This is a genomic window from Mesorhizobium sp. GbtcB19 (assembly GCF_019091085.1).
Lineage (GTDB): Bacteria > Pseudomonadota > Alphaproteobacteria > Rhizobiales > Rhizobiaceae > Mesorhizobium.
In genome coordinates, this window is the sequence record NZ_JAGXJY010000023.1 from 20,804 (window position 1) to 38,719 (window position 17,916).

16 protein-coding genes are annotated in these 17,916 nt (G+C 64.0%); 9 read left to right on the forward strand and 7 right to left on the reverse strand.

The genetic code is table 11. The features are described from left to right. The first annotated feature begins 2 nt into the window (after nucleotides 1-2). The gene (gene glcF / locus KVT37_RS27560; RefSeq protein WP_217578173.1) at nucleotides 3-1,331 is read left to right on the forward strand and encodes a glycolate oxidase subunit GlcF; all 1,329 of its coding nucleotides are present in this window, start codon (nucleotides 3-5) and stop codon (nucleotides 1,329-1,331) included. A 153-nt stretch (nucleotides 1,332-1,484) separates the two neighbouring features. Here glcF and KVT37_RS27565 read toward each other — a convergent pair whose 3' ends face one another. Together KVT37_RS27565 and KVT37_RS27570 are read right to left on the reverse strand one after the other, a co-directional pair. After that, entirely contained in the window at nucleotides 1,485-2,405 is a 921-nt protein-coding gene (locus KVT37_RS27565) for a bifunctional 5,10-methylenetetrahydrofolate dehydrogenase/5,10-methenyltetrahydrofolate cyclohydrolase (RefSeq protein ID WP_217578174.1), read from the reverse strand. A 369-nt stretch (nucleotides 2,406-2,774) separates the two neighbouring features. Continuing rightward, nucleotides 2,775-3,515: a L,D-transpeptidase gene (locus KVT37_RS27570; RefSeq protein WP_217578175.1), complete on the reverse strand. Its 741-nt coding sequence runs from the start codon at nucleotides 3,513-3,515 to the stop codon at nucleotides 2,775-2,777. Between the two features lie 210 nt (nucleotides 3,516-3,725). Here KVT37_RS27570 and KVT37_RS27575 point away from each other — a divergent pair, with 210 nt between their 5' ends. After that, nucleotides 3,726-4,364: a DNA-3-methyladenine glycosylase I gene (locus KVT37_RS27575; protein WP_217578176.1), complete on the forward strand. Its 639-nt coding sequence runs from the start codon at nucleotides 3,726-3,728 to the stop codon at nucleotides 4,362-4,364. A 174-nt stretch (nucleotides 4,365-4,538) separates the two neighbouring features. On the opposite strand, the gene KVT37_RS27580 is transcribed toward KVT37_RS27575, so the two are convergent. Continuing rightward, nucleotides 4,539-4,766, reverse strand: a complete 228-nt coding sequence (locus KVT37_RS27580) for a hypothetical protein (protein ID WP_217578177.1) — start codon at nucleotides 4,764-4,766, stop codon at nucleotides 4,539-4,541. Nucleotides 4,767-5,129: 363 nt separating this feature from the next. Here KVT37_RS27580 and hisS point away from each other — a divergent pair, with 363 nt between their 5' ends. From hisS to KVT37_RS27600, 4 genes are all read left to right on the forward strand, one after another. Continuing rightward, a complete protein-coding gene (gene hisS / locus KVT37_RS27585) occupies nucleotides 5,130-6,635 on the forward strand; it encodes a histidine--tRNA ligase (RefSeq protein WP_217578218.1) in 1,506 nt (501 codons plus the stop codon). Between the two features lie 178 nt (nucleotides 6,636-6,813). Continuing rightward, nucleotides 6,814-7,932, forward strand: coding sequence for an ATP phosphoribosyltransferase regulatory subunit (locus KVT37_RS27590; RefSeq protein WP_217578178.1), 1,119 nt, complete (start codon nucleotides 6,814-6,816; stop codon nucleotides 7,930-7,932). Then, nucleotides 7,929-8,627, forward strand: a complete 699-nt coding sequence (gene hisG / locus KVT37_RS27595; protein ID WP_217578179.1) for an ATP phosphoribosyltransferase — start codon at nucleotides 7,929-7,931, stop codon at nucleotides 8,625-8,627. The genes KVT37_RS27590 and hisG overlap by 4 nt, the downstream gene beginning before the upstream one ends. 70 nt (nucleotides 8,628-8,697) lie before the next feature. Further along, on the forward strand, nucleotides 8,698-10,464 hold the full coding sequence (locus KVT37_RS27600) for an AMP-binding protein (protein ID WP_217578180.1): 1,767 nt from the start codon (nucleotides 8,698-8,700) through the stop codon (nucleotides 10,462-10,464). A 167-nt stretch (nucleotides 10,465-10,631) separates the two neighbouring features. Here the strand turns inward: KVT37_RS27600 and KVT37_RS33865 are convergent, their stop codons facing one another. Further along, the gene (locus KVT37_RS33865) at nucleotides 10,632-10,757 is read right to left on the reverse strand and encodes a hypothetical protein (RefSeq protein WP_306797024.1); all 126 of its coding nucleotides are present in this window, start codon (nucleotides 10,755-10,757) and stop codon (nucleotides 10,632-10,634) included. Here KVT37_RS33865 and KVT37_RS27605 point away from each other — a divergent pair. The 3 genes from KVT37_RS27605 (at nucleotide 10,750) to KVT37_RS27615 (ending at nucleotide 13,387) form a co-directional block, all read left to right on the forward strand. Beyond that, the gene (locus KVT37_RS27605; RefSeq protein ID WP_254634304.1) at nucleotides 10,750-11,706 is read left to right on the forward strand and encodes a calcium:proton antiporter; all 957 of its coding nucleotides are present in this window, start codon (nucleotides 10,750-10,752) and stop codon (nucleotides 11,704-11,706) included. The genes KVT37_RS33865 and KVT37_RS27605 overlap by 8 nt on opposite strands. A 123-nt stretch (nucleotides 11,707-11,829) precedes the next feature. Further along, nucleotides 11,830-12,453, forward strand: a complete 624-nt coding sequence (locus KVT37_RS27610) for a poly-gamma-glutamate hydrolase family protein (RefSeq protein ID WP_217578182.1) — start codon at nucleotides 11,830-11,832, stop codon at nucleotides 12,451-12,453. A gap of 73 nt (nucleotides 12,454-12,526) precedes the next feature. After that, nucleotides 12,527-13,387: a class I SAM-dependent methyltransferase gene (locus KVT37_RS27615; protein ID WP_217578183.1), complete on the forward strand. Its 861-nt coding sequence runs from the start codon at nucleotides 12,527-12,529 to the stop codon at nucleotides 13,385-13,387. 28 nt (nucleotides 13,388-13,415) lie between these two features. On the opposite strand, the gene KVT37_RS27620 is transcribed toward KVT37_RS27615, so the two are convergent. The 3 genes from KVT37_RS27620 to KVT37_RS27630 are packed head-to-tail and all read right to left on the reverse strand — an operon-like array spanning nucleotide 13,416 to nucleotide 17,900. Next, entirely contained in the window at nucleotides 13,416-14,210 is a 795-nt protein-coding gene (locus KVT37_RS27620) for a glycosyltransferase family 2 protein (protein WP_217578184.1), read from the reverse strand. Between the two features lie 31 nt (nucleotides 14,211-14,241). Next, nucleotides 14,242-15,099, reverse strand: a complete 858-nt coding sequence (locus KVT37_RS27625; RefSeq protein WP_217578185.1) for a UbiA family prenyltransferase — start codon at nucleotides 15,097-15,099, stop codon at nucleotides 14,242-14,244. Between the two features lie 59 nt (nucleotides 15,100-15,158). Continuing rightward, nucleotides 15,159-17,900, reverse strand: a complete 2,742-nt coding sequence (locus tag KVT37_RS27630) for a hypothetical protein (protein ID WP_217578186.1) — start codon at nucleotides 17,898-17,900, stop codon at nucleotides 15,159-15,161. Between the last annotated feature and the right edge of the window lie 16 nt (nucleotides 17,901-17,916).

The window sequence follows — 17,916 nt, forward strand, 5'->3', positions numbered from 1 at the left end:
AAATGCAGACCAATTTCTCCCTTGCCCAGCTCGCCGATCCGCATGTCGCGGAATCGGAGAAGATCCTGCGCAAATGCGTGCATTGCGGCTTCTGTACCGCCACCTGCCCGACCTACGTCACTTTAGGCAACGAGCTCGATTCCCCGCGCGGCCGCATCTACCTCATCAAGGATATGCTGGAGAACGGCAGGCCGGCCGATAAGGAGATCGTCACCCATATCGACCGCTGCCTGTCCTGCCTGGCCTGCATGACGATATGCCCCTCGGGCGTGAACTATATGCATCTGGTCGACCATGCCCGTGCCCATATCCAGGAGACCTACAAGCGGCCGCTGCTCGACCGGCTGATGCGCGCCATGCTGGCTTTCGTCCTGCCTTATCCCGGCCGCTTCCGCGCCGCGCTGAAGCTGGCCGGGTTCGGCCGTCCGTTCATCGGCCTCTTCGAAAAATTACCCGCACTGAAGCCGGTCGCCGCCATGCTGAAGCTCGCGCCTGCGTCGATCCCACCGGCATCGCCGAAAGCCTCGCCAGGCACGCATCCCGGGCAGGGGACCGAAAAACGCGGTCGCGTCGCGATCCTTACCGGCTGCGCGCAATCCGTCCTCGATCCGGCGATCAACGACACCACCATTTCCTTGCTGACGAGGCTTGGCGTCGAGGTTGTGGTGCCTGAAGGCGAGGGCTGCTGCGGCGCGCTGGTTCACCACATGGGCCGCGAAGAGGCAGCGCTCGCCTCGGCGAGGCAGAACGTCGATGCCTGGACGCGCGCGATCGACCAGGGCGGCCTCGATGCCATCGTCATCACCGCGTCCGGCTGCGGCACCACGATCAAGGACTATGGCTTCATGCTGCGCCTCGATCCGGCTTATGCCGAAAAGGCGGCGCGCGTCTCGGCTCTCGCCAAGGACGTCACTGAGTATCTGGCCGTCCTCGACCTGCCCGAGCCGGTGCGCGAGCCGGGCACGATCGTCGCCTATCACTCCGCCTGCTCGATGCAGCATGGCCAGAAGATCACGCGCCAGCCGAAGGAGCTTCTCGCCAAGGCAGGCTTCGTCGTGCGCGAGCCGCGCGAGGGGCATCTGTGCTGCGGCTCGGCCGGCACCTACAACATCCTGCAGCCCGAAATCTCGGCCAAGCTGCGCGACCGCAAGGTGAAAAACATCGAGGCGACGGGCGCCGAAATCGTCGCCACCGGCAATATCGGCTGCATCACCCAGATCGCGTCCGCCGCCAAGCTGCCGGTGGTGCACACGATAAAACTGCTCGACTGGGCTTATGGCGGCCCGAAGCCGGAAGGCGTCTCCGAGCGAGGGCTTGCCGCGGCGGAATGATCCTCGTCGCCGGCGCCCCCTCATCCGGCCGCTTCGCGGCCACCTTCTCCCCATGGGGGAGAAGAGGTTGACGCCGGCGCTGACAGTCTCCTCTCCCCGCCGGGGAGAGGTCAGCCGAGCGAAGCGGAGGCTGGGTGAGGGGGAGTGCCGCGCTTACTCCGCCGCGAGCTGATCCGCCACGCCGTAGGTCGCGCGGTAAAGCGCGCGCTGGCGGTTGAGCGCCACCATGGTGTTGCGCAGCAGGATCGCGACCGTCAGCGGGCCGACGCCGCCCGGCACCGGCGTGATCCAGGACGCCACTTCCTTGACGCTGTCGGTGTCGACGTCGCCGACGATGCGGGTTTCGCCGTCAGGTCCGATTTCCGAATTGATGCCGATGTCGATGACGGCGGCACCCGGCTTCACCATATCGGCCTTGATCAGGCGCGGCTTGCCGACGGCGACGAACAGCGCGTCGGCGCGCCGCGCATGCGCGGCCAGCGAGCGGGTCATGTGGTGGCACACCGTCACCGTCGCGCCCTCGCTCATCAGCAGGAAGGCGATCGGCTTGCCGACGATCTCGGAATGGCCGACCACGACGACTTCGAGCCCCTTGAGCTCGAGCCCGGTTTCCTTGAGCAACTCGACCGAGGCGGCGGCCGTGCACGGCGCCAGATCGAGCTGGTTGTAGACGATGTTGCCGATCGAGGCCGGATGCATGCCTTCGACGTCCTTCAGCGGATGCACCGCCGCCTGCAGCGTCTTGATCGGGATATGCGCTGGCACCGGCCGCTGGATGATGATGCCGGTGACGCGCGGATCGGCGTTGAGGCCGTGGATCGCGGCTTCCAGTTCGCCGGCGGTGATGTCGGCGGCAAAGCGCCGCTCCTCGAAGCCGATACCGGCAAGGGCGGCCTTGGCGCGCTGGTTGCGCACATAGACATCGACCGCGGCGGTGTCGCCGACGGTGATCGAAACCAGCTTCGGCGGAAAGCCCTCGGCGGCGGCGATCGCCGCGTCCTCGCGCACCGAAGCGATGATGCGCTGGGCGACCGGGCCGCCTTTCAGGTAGCGGCTGTCGTCGATCCGGGTCATGGCTGGCACCTTTTGCCTTCTGGAGCAATTCGAGGACAAGCGCTGAAGCGGCCTTCGGTCAGGAATTGCGTAACAACTGAGATTTGTGCGCTGCAATAGCAGAGCAGCGCCGGGAAATCAGCCCCGAAAGCGAAACCGCCTGCTTTCGGGGCGACTTGCCGCGCTATGCATTCAAATGAAAACTCGAAAACGAAAAAGGCAGCGCGGTTTCCCAGCGCTGCCTTTTCGTGACCGGCCGTATCCCCACACGGCCCGTCCCCCGTAAACCCTTCACCAGTTAAAGCACATCGCGCGGGATCGCACTATGACTTGACTGCAACAGCATGAGACTAAAAGTGCCGCGCCGCCTAACCGGCTGATTCGCTGTGGCTATATCACCTCGACCGTGGTTCCCACATTGACGCGCTCGTAGAGGTCGACAACATCTTCGTTGCGCATGCGGATGCAGCCGGAAGACACCGCGCCGCCGATCGTCCAGGGCTGGTTGGTGCCGTGGATGCGGTATTCGGTGGTGCCGAGATAGAGCGCGCGCGCGCCGAGCGGGTTCTCCATGCCGCCGGCCAGGTAGGTCGGCAGGTAGCGGCCCTTGGCCGCCTCGCGCTTGATCATCTCCGCCGGCGGACGCCAGTCCGGCCACTCGCGTTTGTTGGTGATCTTGTGCGTGCCCGACCATTCGAAGCCCGGCTTGCCGGTGCCGACGCCGTAGCGCCTTGCCTTGCCGTTCTTTTCGATCAGGAAGAGGAAGTTCTGGTGGGTGTCGATGACGATGGTGCCAGGCTTTGCCGGGCCGTCATAGGCGACCTCCTGCGGCAGGTAGATCGGGTTGATCTGCGGCCGCATCACCATGCGCTTGGCCGGCTGCTGCACGGCCGCCGTGCGCTGCTGGTCGGGCCGCGCCTGGAAGAGGCGCTGCAAAGGCTGCTGCGTTGCTTGCCGGGCCGGGCGCACGATGCCAGGTGCGCGGCCAAGCTGCAGCACCCAGGGCGCCGAAAGGTCGGGGCTCACCGTCACCGGCGGCATGTCGGCATAGCGGTCATTGGCGAGCGTGGTCGTGGCGCCGGCGGCAAGAATGGCTACCGCGCCAAGCAGGGAACAAAACGCTGTCTTCATCGGAACGCACCTTGATCGTCGAACTCGTCCGGGGCGGGTGGCCCTCGGTTTCGCGATCCTTGGCGCGCAGCGGCAAGCAAAACATGAATCGGAATGCGTAAAATGCCGCTTTGTCAGTAAACCTTTTGGTGTGGTTACCGGCCGGTTCAGGAATCTGGTAAAGCCACGGTAAAGGCGCGCCGAAGCGCATTAACGAATGGATTTGCTTGAATGGGACAGGAAACTTCCGGCGTTATCGAGGGCCCGGACGGCAAGACGCGCTGCTTCTGGCATGGCAATCTGCCGGACTATCTCCACTACCACGACCATGAATGGGGCCGGCCTGTCACCAATGATCAGCGGCTGTTCGAGAAGATTTGCCTGGAAGGGTTCCAGTCAGGCCTGTCGTGGCTGACCATCCTGCGCAAGCGCGAGAATTTCCGCGAGGCTTTCGCAGGCTTCGACTTCGACAAGGTGGCGGGGTTCACCGACAAGGATGTCGAGCGCCTGCTCGGCAACGCCGGCATCATCCGCCACCGCGGCAAGATCGTCTCGACCATCAACAACGCCAAGCGCGCCCGCGAGATGGTCGATGAGTTCGGTTCCCTGGCCGCCTGGTTCTGGAAGTTCGAGCCCGGTTCGGACGAACGGCCCGAAATCGTCGACCTCGCGCATCTGCGCGCCAACCCGACGACGGCGGTCTCGGTCAGGATCTCCAAGGAATTGAAGAAACGCGGCTGGAGCTTTGTCGGCCCGACGACGGTCTACGCCTTCATGCAGGCCATGGGCCTGGTCAACGACCATCTCGAAGGCTGCTACTGCCGCGCCGAGGTCGAGAAAGAGCGCAAGAAGCTCAAAAGGCCGAAGTAGGCGCTTTTTCTTCCTTCTCCCCTTGTGGGAGAAGGTGGCCGAGCGAAGCTCGGCCGGATGAGGGGTGTTCCAGGGAAAACCAGCGTCTCACTCCGCTGGAGCACCCCTCAACCGTCTCGGCGCTGCGCGCCGATCCACCTTCTCCCACAAGGGGAGAAGGTCAGGTCGCGAAGCTCAAACGCTGCTGGCGCCGGCCAAAAACAGCCCGGCCAGGATCGCCGCCACCGCCGCGAAGGCCGGGTAGATGACCAAAAGTCCGGTCACCAGCGCGTCGCGCGCGCTCGGCGAGGCCGCGGCAACTTCGAACGGCCCGGCCGGCTGCTGCGCCGGCTTCAGCGCCGGAACGCCGGCGGGCCGCAGCCTTGCCGTCTCGCTCTCGATGATCTCTTCAGCCGTCGTCATGGCCCCGAACCCTTTGTTTCGGCGCGCTTTATCGTCCTCGATTGTGTCGGCAGCATGCCGCACCGATGGCGGAATTGTTTCGTTTTGGTGTGGTTTTGTTTCAGCTCTTTCCTTCTCCCCTTGTGGGAGAAGGTGGCCGCGCAGCGGCCGGATGAGGGGTGTTCCAGGGAACGCCGACGTCTCACTCCGCTGGAACACCCCTCATTCGTCTCGGCGTTGCGCGCCGATCCACCTTCTCCCGCAAGGGGAGAAGGGAAAGAGCCAACCCTTGCCGCACCAAGCAGCATCGGTTAGGACACGCGCGCCTTGGAAGTGGGAAATTTCCTATCCATGGCGCGCCACGAAACACTGAGTACCCATCCCATGGCCGACAAATCGGAAAAGACGAAAGCGCGGTTGCCGCGCGGTTTTGCCGACCGCAGCGCCGAAGACATCCGCGCCGTCGAGAAGATGATGGCGACCATCCGCTCGGTTTATGAGCTTTACGGCTTCGAGCCGGTCGACCAGCCGATGATCGAATACACCGATGCTCTGGGCAAATTCCTGCCCGACCAGGACCGGCCGAACGAAGGCGTGTTCTCCTTCCAGGACGACGATGACCAGTGGCTGTCGCTGCGCTACGACCTGACCGCGCCGACGGCGCGTTTCGTCGCCGAGAATTTCGACAAGCTGCCGAAGCCTTACCGCAGCTACCGCTCGGGCTGGGTGTTCCGCAACGAGAAGCCCGGCCCCGGCCGCTTCCGCCAGTTCATGCAGTTCGACGCCGACACCATCGGCACGCCGGGCGTCGCCGCCGATGCTGAGATGGCGATGATGATGGCCGACGTGATGGAAGCGCTCGGCATCAAGCGTGGCGACTACGTCATCCGCGTCAACAACCGCAAGGTGCTCGACGGTGTGCTGGAGGCGATCGGGCTTGGTGGTGACGAGAACGCGGGTCGCCGGCTGACCGTGCTGAGAGCAATCGACAAGCTGGACAAGCTTGGCCCGGAAGGCGTGAAGCTGCTGCTTGGCCCGGGACGCTGGGACGGCGGCAAGGAAGGCGAAGGTGACTTCGCCAAGGGCGCCGGATTGAATGACACGCAGGCCGAAGCGGTTCTGCTCGCAACGGCAAGAAATGGACAGGCTGGCCAGGATTCCGGCGTCAGCGCCAACGCCGTGTATCAGGAAGGCGTTGGCGAACTGGCGACGATTGAAGCCCTCGTCAGGGCGGCAGGCTATGGCGAAGACCGTGTCCTGATGGACCGCTCCGTCGTGCGCGGCCTCGAATACTACACCGGCCCCGTTTTCGAAGCCGAACTGCTGGCGGAAATTCCCAATGACGAAGGCCAGATCGTTCGCTTCGGCTCGGTCGGCGGCGGCGGGCGCTATGACGGGCTGGTCTCGCGCTTCCGCGGCGAGCCGGTGCCGGCGACCGGGTTCTCCATCGGCGTCTCACGGCTCATGACGGCGCTGAAGAACCTCGGCAAGCTGGATACCTCCGATGTCATCGCCCCTGTCGTCGTGCTGGTCATGGACAGGGACACGGAAAGCCTCGGGCGTTACCAGAAGATGGTCGCCGACCTGCGCGCCGCCGGCATCCGCTCCGAAATGTATCTCGGCGGCGCCGGCATGAAGGCGCAGCTGAAATATGCCGACCGCCGCGGCAGCCCCGTCGCCATCATCCAGGGCGGCGACGAGCGCGCCAGGGGCGAGCTGCAGATCAAGGATCTGATCGAAGGCGCGCGGATGTCTGCCGAGATCACCGATAACGCCGAATGGCGCGCCGCAAGGCCGGCGCAGGTGACGGTGGCGGAGAGCGAGCTGGTCGCCGAGGTGAAGAAGATTCTCGCGGCGCAGGCAGCCGATCGCGCGAAAGGTGGCGCTTGAGCCCCCCTCTCTGGCCTGCCGGCCATCTCCCCCTCAAGGGGGGAGATTGGATGTCGCGACGGCTTTCGCCAATTTTCAACGTTGCAGGAGGAGGCGCGGCGCCCGAACTGCCAATCTCCCCCCTTGAGGGGGAGATGTCCGGCAGGACAGAGAGGGGGGCCTCGCGCCCAACCTATCAATGACCACCCGCCCCGCCATCGCCGCCGCCATCGCAAAACTCTTCGCCGCCCGCGATACCCACGCGGTCGAAGTCGCCGTGCTGCAGCCGGCCGATCCGTTCCTCGACATGGCGGGCGAAGACCTGCGCCGTCGCATTTTCCTGACCGAGAGCGAGACCGGCAAGACGCTGTGCCTCAGGCCCGAATTCACCATCCCGGTCTGCCTCGACCACATCGCCAGCCAGGCCGGCACGCCGCGCCGCTATTCTTATCTGGGCGAAGTGTTCCGCCAGCGCCGCGAGGGCGGCAACGAGTTCTTCCAGGCCGGCATCGAGGATCTCGGCGACCGCGACACCGCCGCGGCCGATGCCCGTTCGCTGGCCGATGCGCATGCGCTGCTGTCGCTGGTGCTGCCTGGAAAGGCGCTTGCCATCACGCTTGGCGACCAGACTTTGTTCGAGGCGGTGCTGGCGGCGCTTGGTCTGCCACGCGGCTGGCGCATGCGGCTTGCCCGCGCCTTCGGCTCGGCGCCGATGCTGGAAGCGGCCCTTGCCGATCTCGCCAACCCGCCGCGCAACAGCCAGCTCTCCGGTCCCGTCGCCTTGCTGGTGCTCGACGGCGATGCGGAAAGCCTCGCCGCGCACATTGCCGAAGGCATGGAAGAGGCAGGGCTGCCGGCGTCGTCCGGTCGTGCCCCCGCCGACATTGCGCGCAGGCTGATCGAGAAGGCGCAATTGCGAAGCGTGCGGCTGTCCGACGACGCCTTCTCGGCGCTAAAAGGTTTTCTCGAGATCGACGTCGCGCTCAGCGCCGCGACCGCGGCGCTCGAAAAATTCGCCGCCGATGCCGGCCTGTCGCTGGGACCGGCACTGGAGAATTTCGCCGCGCGAGCCAAAGCGATCGAGGCGCATGGCCTGTCCTCGGCGCAGATCCGTTATGACGCCGCCTTCGGCCGTCCGCTCGATTATTATACCGGCCTCGTCTTCGAGATTGGCGTCCAGGGGGGCGACCGTCCGCTGGTCGGCGGCGGCCGCTACGACCGGCTGCTGACGCTGCTGGGCGCCAAGAAGCCGATTCCCGGTGTCGGCTTCTCGGTCTGGCTCGACCGCATCGAAGCCTTGCGGGAGCCAGCCAAATGATCACGCTGGCGATCCCTTCAAAAGGCCGTCTCAAGGAACAGTCTCTCGAAGTGCTGGCCAAGGCCGGCCTGGCTGTCACCTTGCCGCAGGACGACCGCAAATACCGCGCTCGCATCGACGGTCTCGACAATGTCGAGGTGGCCTTCCTGTCCGCGTCCGAGATCGCCGGCGAGATCGGCCAGGGCGCGGTCGATCTCGGCATCACCGGCGAAGATCTGGTGCGCGAAAACCTTGCGGACTGGGAAGCCCGGGCGGAAATCGTCGCCCGGCTCGGCTTCGGCCATGCCGATGTGGTGGTGGCCGTGCCCGACATCTGGCTCGATGTCGATAGCATGGCCGACCTCGACGACGTCGCCGCCGATTTCCGCCAGCGGCACGGCCGGCGCTTGCGCATCGCCACCAAATACTGGCGGCTGACGCAGCAGTTCTTTTCGCTCAAGCACGGCATCCAGGTCTATCGCATCGTCGAAAGCCTCGGCGCCACCGAAGGCGCCCCGGCCGCCGGCCTGGCGGATGTCATCGTCGACATCACCACCACCGGCTCGACGCTGCGCGCCAACCACCTGAAAGTGCTTGGCGACGGCACGATCCTGAAGTCGCAGGCCTGTCTGGTCGCTTCGAAGAAGCAGCGTGATGCGGCGGACGAGGCACAATTGCGCGACATTGCAGCGAAGATGGGCGCGCTCGTCCTTTAGCCACCTCTACCTTCGGCGGGTTTCCACCGCCTTTGCGGGCTGATAGGCTCGATCCCGGGAGGAGACGGCGATGGCGATCAAACTCGACGAGCTTATGAACGCCACCAATTTGCGCGGCCATCGCGCCAGCGGCACCTTCATGGCCCCGGTGGGCGGTAAGGCGCATGTCTCGGGCGACCGCTCGGTACCCTTGCTCGGCAAGACCATTCCGGAACTGTTCTCCGACACGGTGAGCAAATACGCCACGCTCGACGCCGCTGTTTTCGTCGGTCAGGACAAGCGCTTCACCTGGAGCGAGCTGTCGGACGCGGTCGACGCTTTGGCCGCCGGCCTCCTGGCGCTCGGCCTTGAGAAGGGCGACCGTGTCGGCATCTGGTCGCCGAACCGCTGGGAATGGCTGGTGACGCAGTTCGCCACCGCGCGCATCGGCCTGATCCTGGTCAACATCAACCCGGCCTACCGGCTGACCGAGCTCGAATATGCCCTCAACAAGGTCGGCTGCAAGGCGCTGGTCACCGCCGTCAGCTTCAAGACCTCCGACTATCTCGGCATGATCGGGACGCTGGTGCCGGAACTCGCCAACGCCGAGCCGGGAAGGCTCAAGGCGAAAAAGCTGCCGGCGCTGAAGATCGTCATCCGCATGGGCGACGACAACTCGCCCGGCATGTTCAATTTCGGCGATGTGCTGGCCATGGCTGGCCGCGACGAGCATGACAGCCTCGACCGCATCTCCGAAAGCCTGAAACCCGCCGATGCCATCAATATCCAGTTCACCAGCGGAACGACGGGCGCGCCAAAGGGCGCGACGCTGACCCACGCGAACATCGTCAACAACGGTAATTTCGTCACCTCGGCAATAAAACTCACCGTCGACGACCGGCTCTGCATCCCGGTGCCGCTCTACCATTGCTTCGGCATGTCGATGGGCACGATGGGCTGCGTCACCAAGGGCGCCACCATGGTCTTCCCGGGTGAAGGCTTCGATGCCGGTGCCGCGCTGAAGGCCGTCGCCCAGGAGCGCTGCACCGGCCTCTATGGCGTGCCGACCATGTTCGTAGCCATGCTCGACCATGCCGATTTCGCCAGCTTCGACCTCTCCAGCCTGCGCACCGGCATCATGGCTGGCTCGCCATGCCCGATCGAAGTGATGAAGAAGGTGGTCTCGCTGATGCATATGAGCCAGGTGACCATCGCCTACGGTATGACCGAGACCAGCCCCGTCTCCTTCCAGAGCAGTGTCGACGATCCGCTGGAAAAGCGCGTCTCGACCGTCGGCCGCATCCATCCGCATGTCGAGGTCAAGGCGATCGGCGCCGACGGCGCCACAGTTGCTGTCGGCGAGCCGGGCGAGCTCTGCACGCGCGGCTATTCGGTGATGAAGGGCTATTGGGACGACGCTGAGAAGACCCGCGAGGCAATCGACGCGGACGGCTGGATGCACACCGGCGACCTCGCCACCATCGATGCCGAGGGCTATTGCAACATCGTCGGCCGGGTGAAGGACATGGTCATCCGCGGCGGCGAGAACGTCTATCCGCGCGAGGTCGAGGAATTCCTCTACCGCCATCCCAAGATCAAGGAAGTGCAGGTCTTCGGCATTCCGGACGACAAATATGGCGAGGAGCTCTGCGCCTGGATCGTCTTGAAGCCCGGCCAGATTGCCACCGCCGAGGAGATCAAGGCGTTTTGCGCCGGCCAGATCGCCCACTACAAGATCCCGCGCTACATCCGCTTCCGCACCGAACTGCCGATGACCGTGACCGGCAAGCCCCAGAAATTCCTGATGCGCGAGGCTATGGTCGAGGAACTGGGGCTGGTGGTGCAGAAGACGGCGTAAGAAGGGGCATGTCGATTTTGTCGCAGCGCTGAATGCAGCCAACGTCGCAACCTTGCGGCGTTGCCGGTAGCTGCGGATTGACGTTGTTTGAAGGCGCCGGGCGGCGGCGTTGCCGGCCGGGCGGCGTTTGGGGCTTCAATGACTGGTTTCGCACGGTCGGTAACTTCCTACACGATGCCATTGGCCGCCTTGGCGATGGCCGTCGCGGTCAGAGCCAGCGGCCTTTCGGTGGACGAAGGCTCGCTGAACGTCAGGGTTCTTGTCGGAGCGCTTTCGAGCGCGATCATGTTCATCACCATTTTCGTGGTGCTCGACCACGCCGAGGCGGTTGCCCGGCGCGTAGGGGAGCCATACGGAACATTGGTGCTGACCTTTGCCGTGACGGCAATCGAAGTGTCGATCATCGTTTCCATGATGCTGCATGGAGCGAACAACCCGACATTGGCGCGTGAGTCCGTTTTCTCGACCGTGATGATTACCTCCACCGGCGTTGTCGGCATGTGTCTCGCGCTTGGCGGCTGGCGTCATCGCAAGCAGGCAATCGTTCGGCAGGGGACCAGCGCATATCTGGCTGTTCTGATTGCGCTGACCGTCATGATCCTGATCCTGCCGACCTATACCCAAACCACTGACCCCGGCACGTTTTCGGCGGCTCAGCTTGGTTTTGTAAGCACGCTTTCAGTGGTCCTTTATGCAAGTTTCGTCTTTGCCCAGACCGTCCGGCACCGTGAAGACTTCGTCGAAGGACAGGCACGCGAAGTGCCGATGCGATCTGCCTCTCACGAAAGTGTTTCTGTCGCTGCCCTGCTGCTGTTGAGCGGGCTGATAGGAATTGTCATGCTTGCCGAGCAGGTCGCCGCAAGCGTCGAGGATACGCTCGTGGCTTACCAGGTCTCCCAGGCCGACAGTATTGTGGGGGCGTTGATCGCGGGGCTGGTTCTGATGCCGGAAGCCATTTCGGCGGTTCGCGCCTCGCTCAACAATGAGCTGCAGCGCGGCTTGAACGTGGCGATGGGTTCGGCTTGCGCCACGATCGGCCTGACGATACCGGCGGTCGCGGCCGCCAGCCTGCTGACGGGCAGGGGGCTGACCTTGGGCGTTCCGTCGGCCGATGCGGTCCTTTTGGTCTTGGCGCTCCTGATATGCAACGTAAGCTTCAGCACCGAGAGAACGACATTCCTGACAGGCATGGTCCATATCGTGGTGTTCTTTACCTACGTCTTTCTGACATTTGTGCCGTGACGGCTGGCGATCGGATGCGGTGATAAACCGGGCTGTGGTACAGAGACGGCGTGGATCGGGATTGAAATGCCTTCGCAACGAGTCGGAGGGCGCGATCGCCAGGCACGCGTATTGGATGGGGTTATGGACAACGAGTTCCCGAATTTCGCGGCGCTGAGGGCCGCCAAAACCGAAAACGTCGACTATCGCATCGTCGTGCGGCGCGGCGCGCGAACCGGCAATGCGATTGTCATGGCTCCCCATGGCGGGAAAATCGAACCCCGCACATCCCTGATCACCGAGACGATAGCGGGGCCCGATCTCGATATGTATTGCTTTGAAGGCCTCATGCCGGAAAGCAACCGGGAGCTCCACATAACATCCAGGAACTTCGACGAGGGGACCGCGCTGGACCTGTTGCGGACGAAGTCCACCGTCGTCGCTATCCACGGCCGTCAGGACCGCGACGATCCCTCGACAATCTACATGGGCGGCAAGGACGCCGCGTTGGTTTCAGAAATAGCCTGGCGTCTGCAGGAGGCCGGCTTCGAGACGCAAAAGGATAACCATCCGTTTCCCGGTGTCCAGGATTTGAACATCGTCAACCGAGGTCTGACGGGGAAAGGAGCGCAGCTGGAAATACCTTTCTCGCTGCGCCGTCGAATCGGCAACGAGCCGGACCTTCTGGAAAAATTCTGTGGGGCGGTTCGCAAGGCGATCGATGCATTCGACGCCCGAAATGGCGTTCAATCCTGGGCCGTGTCCTAGAGCCGCATCGCTATTCGAAACGAAGAGACAGAGCGGTTGTGCGAACCGTTCTTGAGAACTGGAGTAGATCCCCATGTCGTCGTGGTCGATGAAGGGTCTGTGGCCGCGGCAAGCGGGGGCGAGTGCTGAGAGTGGCGACGCAACCCCCCGGCCGGCGGAACTGCCCATTCCGCCGTTTGAGATGCGGCAACTGGTCGGCCCGACCGACCCGCAGATGTTCGACAATCCACGCCGCGCGCCTGTCTTTGCCGGCCTGCCGGACGCCGCCTATGACAATGTCTTCGACTTCGGCTCGGGCTGCGGCCGGCTTGCCAGGCAGATGATGCAGCAGTCGCCGCTGCCGGCGAAATACCGGGGTATCGACCTGCACGAAGGCATGGTGAGATGGTGCCAGGAGAATTTGACGCCGGCCAACCCCGATTTCACCTTCGCGCATCACAACATCTTCAATCCCGGCTTCAATCCCGACCCGTCCCTGCCGCGCTTCGCCCCGTTCCCGATCGAGGACGGCGCCGCGACGTTGATGATTGCCTGGTCGGTCTTCACCCACACCACCCAGCGGCAGACCGAGCACTATATCAACGAGACGGCGCGGGTCCTTCATGATCGCGGAACTCTCGTCTCGACCTGGTTCCTGTTCGAGAAGCGGAATTTCCCGATGATGCAGGATTTCCAGAACGCGCTGTATATCAACGAGTTCGACCCGACGAATGCGACCATCTTCGACCGGACCTGGTTGGTGGACTTGCTTGCGAGCGCCGGCCTCCAGGTGACGCTGGCAAAGCCACCGGCGATCAGGGGCTTTCAATGGGTGCTTCACATCCGGAAGAAGGGACAGGGCGAGCCGGTTGAACTCGGCGAAGACCTTGCGCCCTACGGCAAGATGCCGCCGCCGGTTCTCACCCAGGACCCGTCGAAGATCGGACGTTCTTGATCCGTGTAAGAACCGGCGCGGGCTGGCATCAGGCGGAAACGCGGAACCGGATCAGATACCAGAGTGCCTTGATCCCGTCGCGCCAGCCGATTTTCTTGCCCTCGTCATAGGTTCGGCCGTAATAGCTGATGCCGACCTCATAGATGCGCAGGCCGCCGGCGCGCGCGATCTGCGCGCTCATTTGTATCTCGCAGCCGAAATCATCGCAGGTGAGGCTGAGCCGCTCTTTGATGGCGCGGGTGAACATTTTGTAGCAGCATTCGATGTCGGTGAGCGTCTGGTTGTAGAGCAGGTTGAACGTCAGCGAGATGAACCTGTTTGCCACATAGTGGTGGAAGTAGAGGGACCGGTGCGGCCGGCCATAGAAGCGCGAGCCATAGACCACATCGGCCACTTTGCGCCTGGCGATGAGATCGTACATGACCGTCCAGTCGGCGGGATCATATTCGAGATCGGCGTCCTGGATGACGATCACGTCGCCGCTCGCGGCAGCAAGTCCGGTGCGCAGCGCGGCGCCCTTGCCGCTGTTTTTCTGATGGTAGGCCGGTCGAATGATGGTGCTGCCCGACGGCTGGGTCTTGGCGACGACGAGGTCCTGATCATCTGCGATGACGAGGTTATTGTGCGCGTCGACGCTGATGGTGCCGCCCGAACGCGGACCGTCCGGAAAGTTGGCCTGCAACCATTCCCGGGTTCCGTCGGTCGACCCGTCGTCGACGACGATGATTTCCTTGTCGACGCCAGGCAGCGCTTTGCTGACCATGGCGAGCACGCTCGGAAGGGTTGCCACCTCGTTGAAGACCGGGACGATGATCGAAAGCATTGGACGAAGCGGCGCCTGGCTGTTGAGCGGATTATAGTGCCGACAGCGATGCCAGCGTGGCCACGACCGTCACGATGCCTATGATTGCATAAAGCACGCGGTAGCAGCGTTGCAGGGCGACCAGGCTTTCAAAGCTGAGGCCGGCTCGCAGCGCCCGCAACGAGGCCGTGAGATGCAGCGGATAGAGCAGCGCGGCCAGCATCAGCACGCGCGGAACCAAGCCGTAAAACGCAAGGCCGACCAGCAGGACATAGGCCGCCGTAAAGAGCGCCAGGCCGGCAAAGAAACCTTGCGCCTTGCCGAAGGCGACCGCGTTGGTCCGGATCCCGTTGAGCGTGTCGCCCGCGTGGTCGCGGGCCTCATGGGTGAAATGCCCGGCGGTGAAGACGAGCGCGAAGAATAAGCTGACGAGGAGGCCGCGCACGTCGATTGCCGAGAAGGCCGCGTAGCCGAGGAGAAAATGCAGCGCGCCGCCCGAAAGGTGAAGCGCCGAGCTGAAAATCGGCGTGCCCTTGAGGTGGAGGCCGGGCGCCGAATAAAGCGCGCTCAGGCCGGCTATGGCCAGTCCGACGAAGAACGGTGTCTCGCCGACCATCGCGAACAGCAACAGGCTGAGCGCCAGCAGCGAAATCGCGAGATATCCGACCTCGCTTCGCGAAAGGCCTTTTGCGGCAAACGTGCCCGCCGCCCGCTTGGGATCGTTGACGTCGCCGTCGATGCCGGACCAGTCGTTGAACAGAAAGACATGCGCGACTAGGCACAGATTGCCGGCGATGACGAAAGCAACATCCAGCATGTTGTTCATCGTCAGGGCGCCGATCGAAAGCACCGCACCGATCAGCGGTGTGCCCTGAAGCGCGCAGACTTCGTCGAAACGGATGCTCGACAACAGGCGAGGCCACGATCGTATCGATCTGGGACGGATCGCGACTGCCGGTTCGAGCGGTGTCATATCTCTCCACATTTCTGGCCGGGGCCGCTGGGGCGGCACGACAGCGTTGTCTGCCCCGACTGACTGGCGAAGTAAAGCCTCAGCCAGAGCGCATAGCCGAGTTCCTGTGACCAGTAGAATCGCCGGACCGTGGCGCTCAGATCGTTGTGATAGAACAGCGGCGGCGCGCTGTTGAGCAAGGAAAAATCGTTCTCGGCGATCTTGCCGAGAATTTGGGCCGTCTCCAGGCGGCTTTGGCCCGTGGCGTCGCCGTTCTCCGTTTGGCCAAGCAGTTCGGCCGCCCGGATCCAGATATCCTGCCCGGGCACCGTGCTCTGCAGCCGCGATGGCGCAATCCTCAGCTTGCAGCCGGCCTTGCGCAGATCCGCGAGTCGCAAGGCGAGAAGAAGCGGCGCCTTGGCGTAGTAGACCCAGACGTCGTCGTCATCCGCCTTGCGCGCCATCGCTTCGCACAGCGCCCGCGCCGCTGCCGGATCTTGCCCGGCGAGCAGCATATAGACATGCATCTGGATGCCGAAATCGGCCGGGTTCGGATCCTTGCCTGGATCGAGGCATTGGTAGCGCTCACGCGGCGCGAGCCAGGTCCGGTAAAGGCCGTCTGGCCTTTTATACTGGTCGAGGGTGGCCAGCGCCTTCGACAGCAACTCCGTTTGCTTGCCGGGCGCGGCTCGCCAGACCAGAGCCGTGTCGTCGGCATCGGGAGTGATGGCGCAGCCGAGCTTTCCGATCGTCGGCGCGTCGGGCCGGCCGTGGTACCGGACCAGACCGTCGGGCTCGATCTGGTCGCTCAGGTAGCGGCGCACCCGCGCCAGCTGATCCTCCATCCCGGCCTCTTTCGCCACCGGCGTCATGACGTCGAGGATCAAACTGTTCAGATATGTGTTCAGCTCCGGATGCGGCTTGGCGAACTCCAGGCCGCTGGTGAAGGACGTCAGCCAGTAGCCCGGCGCCTGCAGGCGTCCGGCCAAAGCCTGCTCCGCCTCGAGCGCGACATTCATCAGCTGCGCATCCGGCGCCAGGGTGAACCTGCGCTCGATGAGCAGCCGCGGCACGCTGCCGGGCTGCGCGCGGACGCGCGCCGTCAGGACATGCTTGCCAGGTCCCAGTTGATCGGCGGGGAAGGCGATACGCCAGCCCGCTGGATTTGAGCTTCCAAGCGCCTTGACGACGTCGCTGCGCTCGAAAAACGTGACCGCGCCGCCCATCGGTTGGCCATCCACCGACACCGCGACGTCCAGCGGCGTTTTCCTGTCGACGAGCGCCCAGCCGAGGACTTCGACCTGGCGCGCCGCCGCCGCGGTGCTGCCTTCGGGTGCCGGCACCCCGACAACATTGACCTGGTCGACGCTGCCGGCGAGCTCGGCGAAGAGATCCATCGGAGCCGGCGGATGTCTCAGTTCGGCGATGAAGGCGGCGTTGTTGATGTCCCAGGCGGGCCGCATCCTGTCCGGGCCGGCAGCAGCCAGCAGCACGTTGTCGGAGGCGCCGGTGTACCAGAACGCGCCGATGGCCTGGATGCCGATTGCCACGCCGCCGGCCAGCGCGAACACCGCCCGGCCTCTTGATGACAGCGCCGCCAGCACCGGCGGCAGCATCCATATCAGCATCGGAATGAAATCGGTGAGCCAGCGCGGCCCCCACGACACACCCTGCCGCCAGTCGACAAGAGCATAGAGCACCACCTGCACAACGATGGCGCAAAGCATCGCGATGGTGAGGCCGCGCATCTTCGCATCGCGCAGGATCGGCATCAGGAAGAGAGGCACGAACAGCAGAAACGGCGAGAAGACGAAGAGGCCGCGCATCGGGCTGAACAGCAGGCCGGCGATGCCTTCGATCACATTGTCGTTGTAGTCGTGGGATCGATCGACGAGGGCATAGGCGCCGGCGATATTGCCGACGACCTGCAGATTGTAGGCGACGACCAGCACAACCGGGATCAGGCCCGTGATCACGAACAGCGGAATTCTGCGCCCGGCCCACCAGAGGCCATAGAGCCCGAGGCTTGCCGCCAGAACGGCATCGGGTTGGCGGTTCACCGCGATGAGGGCGCAAAAGAAGCCCGCCGTGGCAGCGCGCGCCGGGCTGCATCGCCCGGTGATCAGCAGCATCGTCGCGATGACCAGCAACTCAGCCAGCCCATGCATCCAGAGCGCCTGGCTGCTGATCACCCAGGTCGTCGTGCCGAAGGCGTAGAGCAGGGTGAGAAGCGCGGCAATTCGCGGCGTGCTGCGCCGTCGCAGCAAGAGGTAGAAAAGCGCCACCGATGCGGCCGCGAGCAGCGACGCGCAAAGCTTCTCCATGACCCGCGCGACCCGGTCGAGCAGCAGCGGATTCCAGTTTCTCGCTTCGAGGTATTTGACGACAGGCAGGTAGGCCGGCGCGATCGCCACCGGAACCGCGAGAGGATATTGCGAGACGAAATGACCGTCACGCCCCTTTAAGATCCAATACGCGCTGCTGCCCTTGCCTTGAATCGCCGGTGGTTGGCGGCCCTGCGCGACGACGTCGACGATGGGATCGAGGAGAAGGCTGTGGTTGCGCCAGATCGAGAACGGCAGATAGCGCGCGGCATATGTGTCGCCCGCCGGGATCGACCGCATATTGGCGTTGAAGACAACGAAGGCGGCAAGCCCAAGCAGGATTGCGATGGCGAAATCCCTGAGCGTGCTGCGCTGAGGATCCCCCGGTGATTGTTCTTGCCCCGGCGCACGGGCCGAACGTGCTTCGGTTGGCAATGCCCTGACCCCGTAC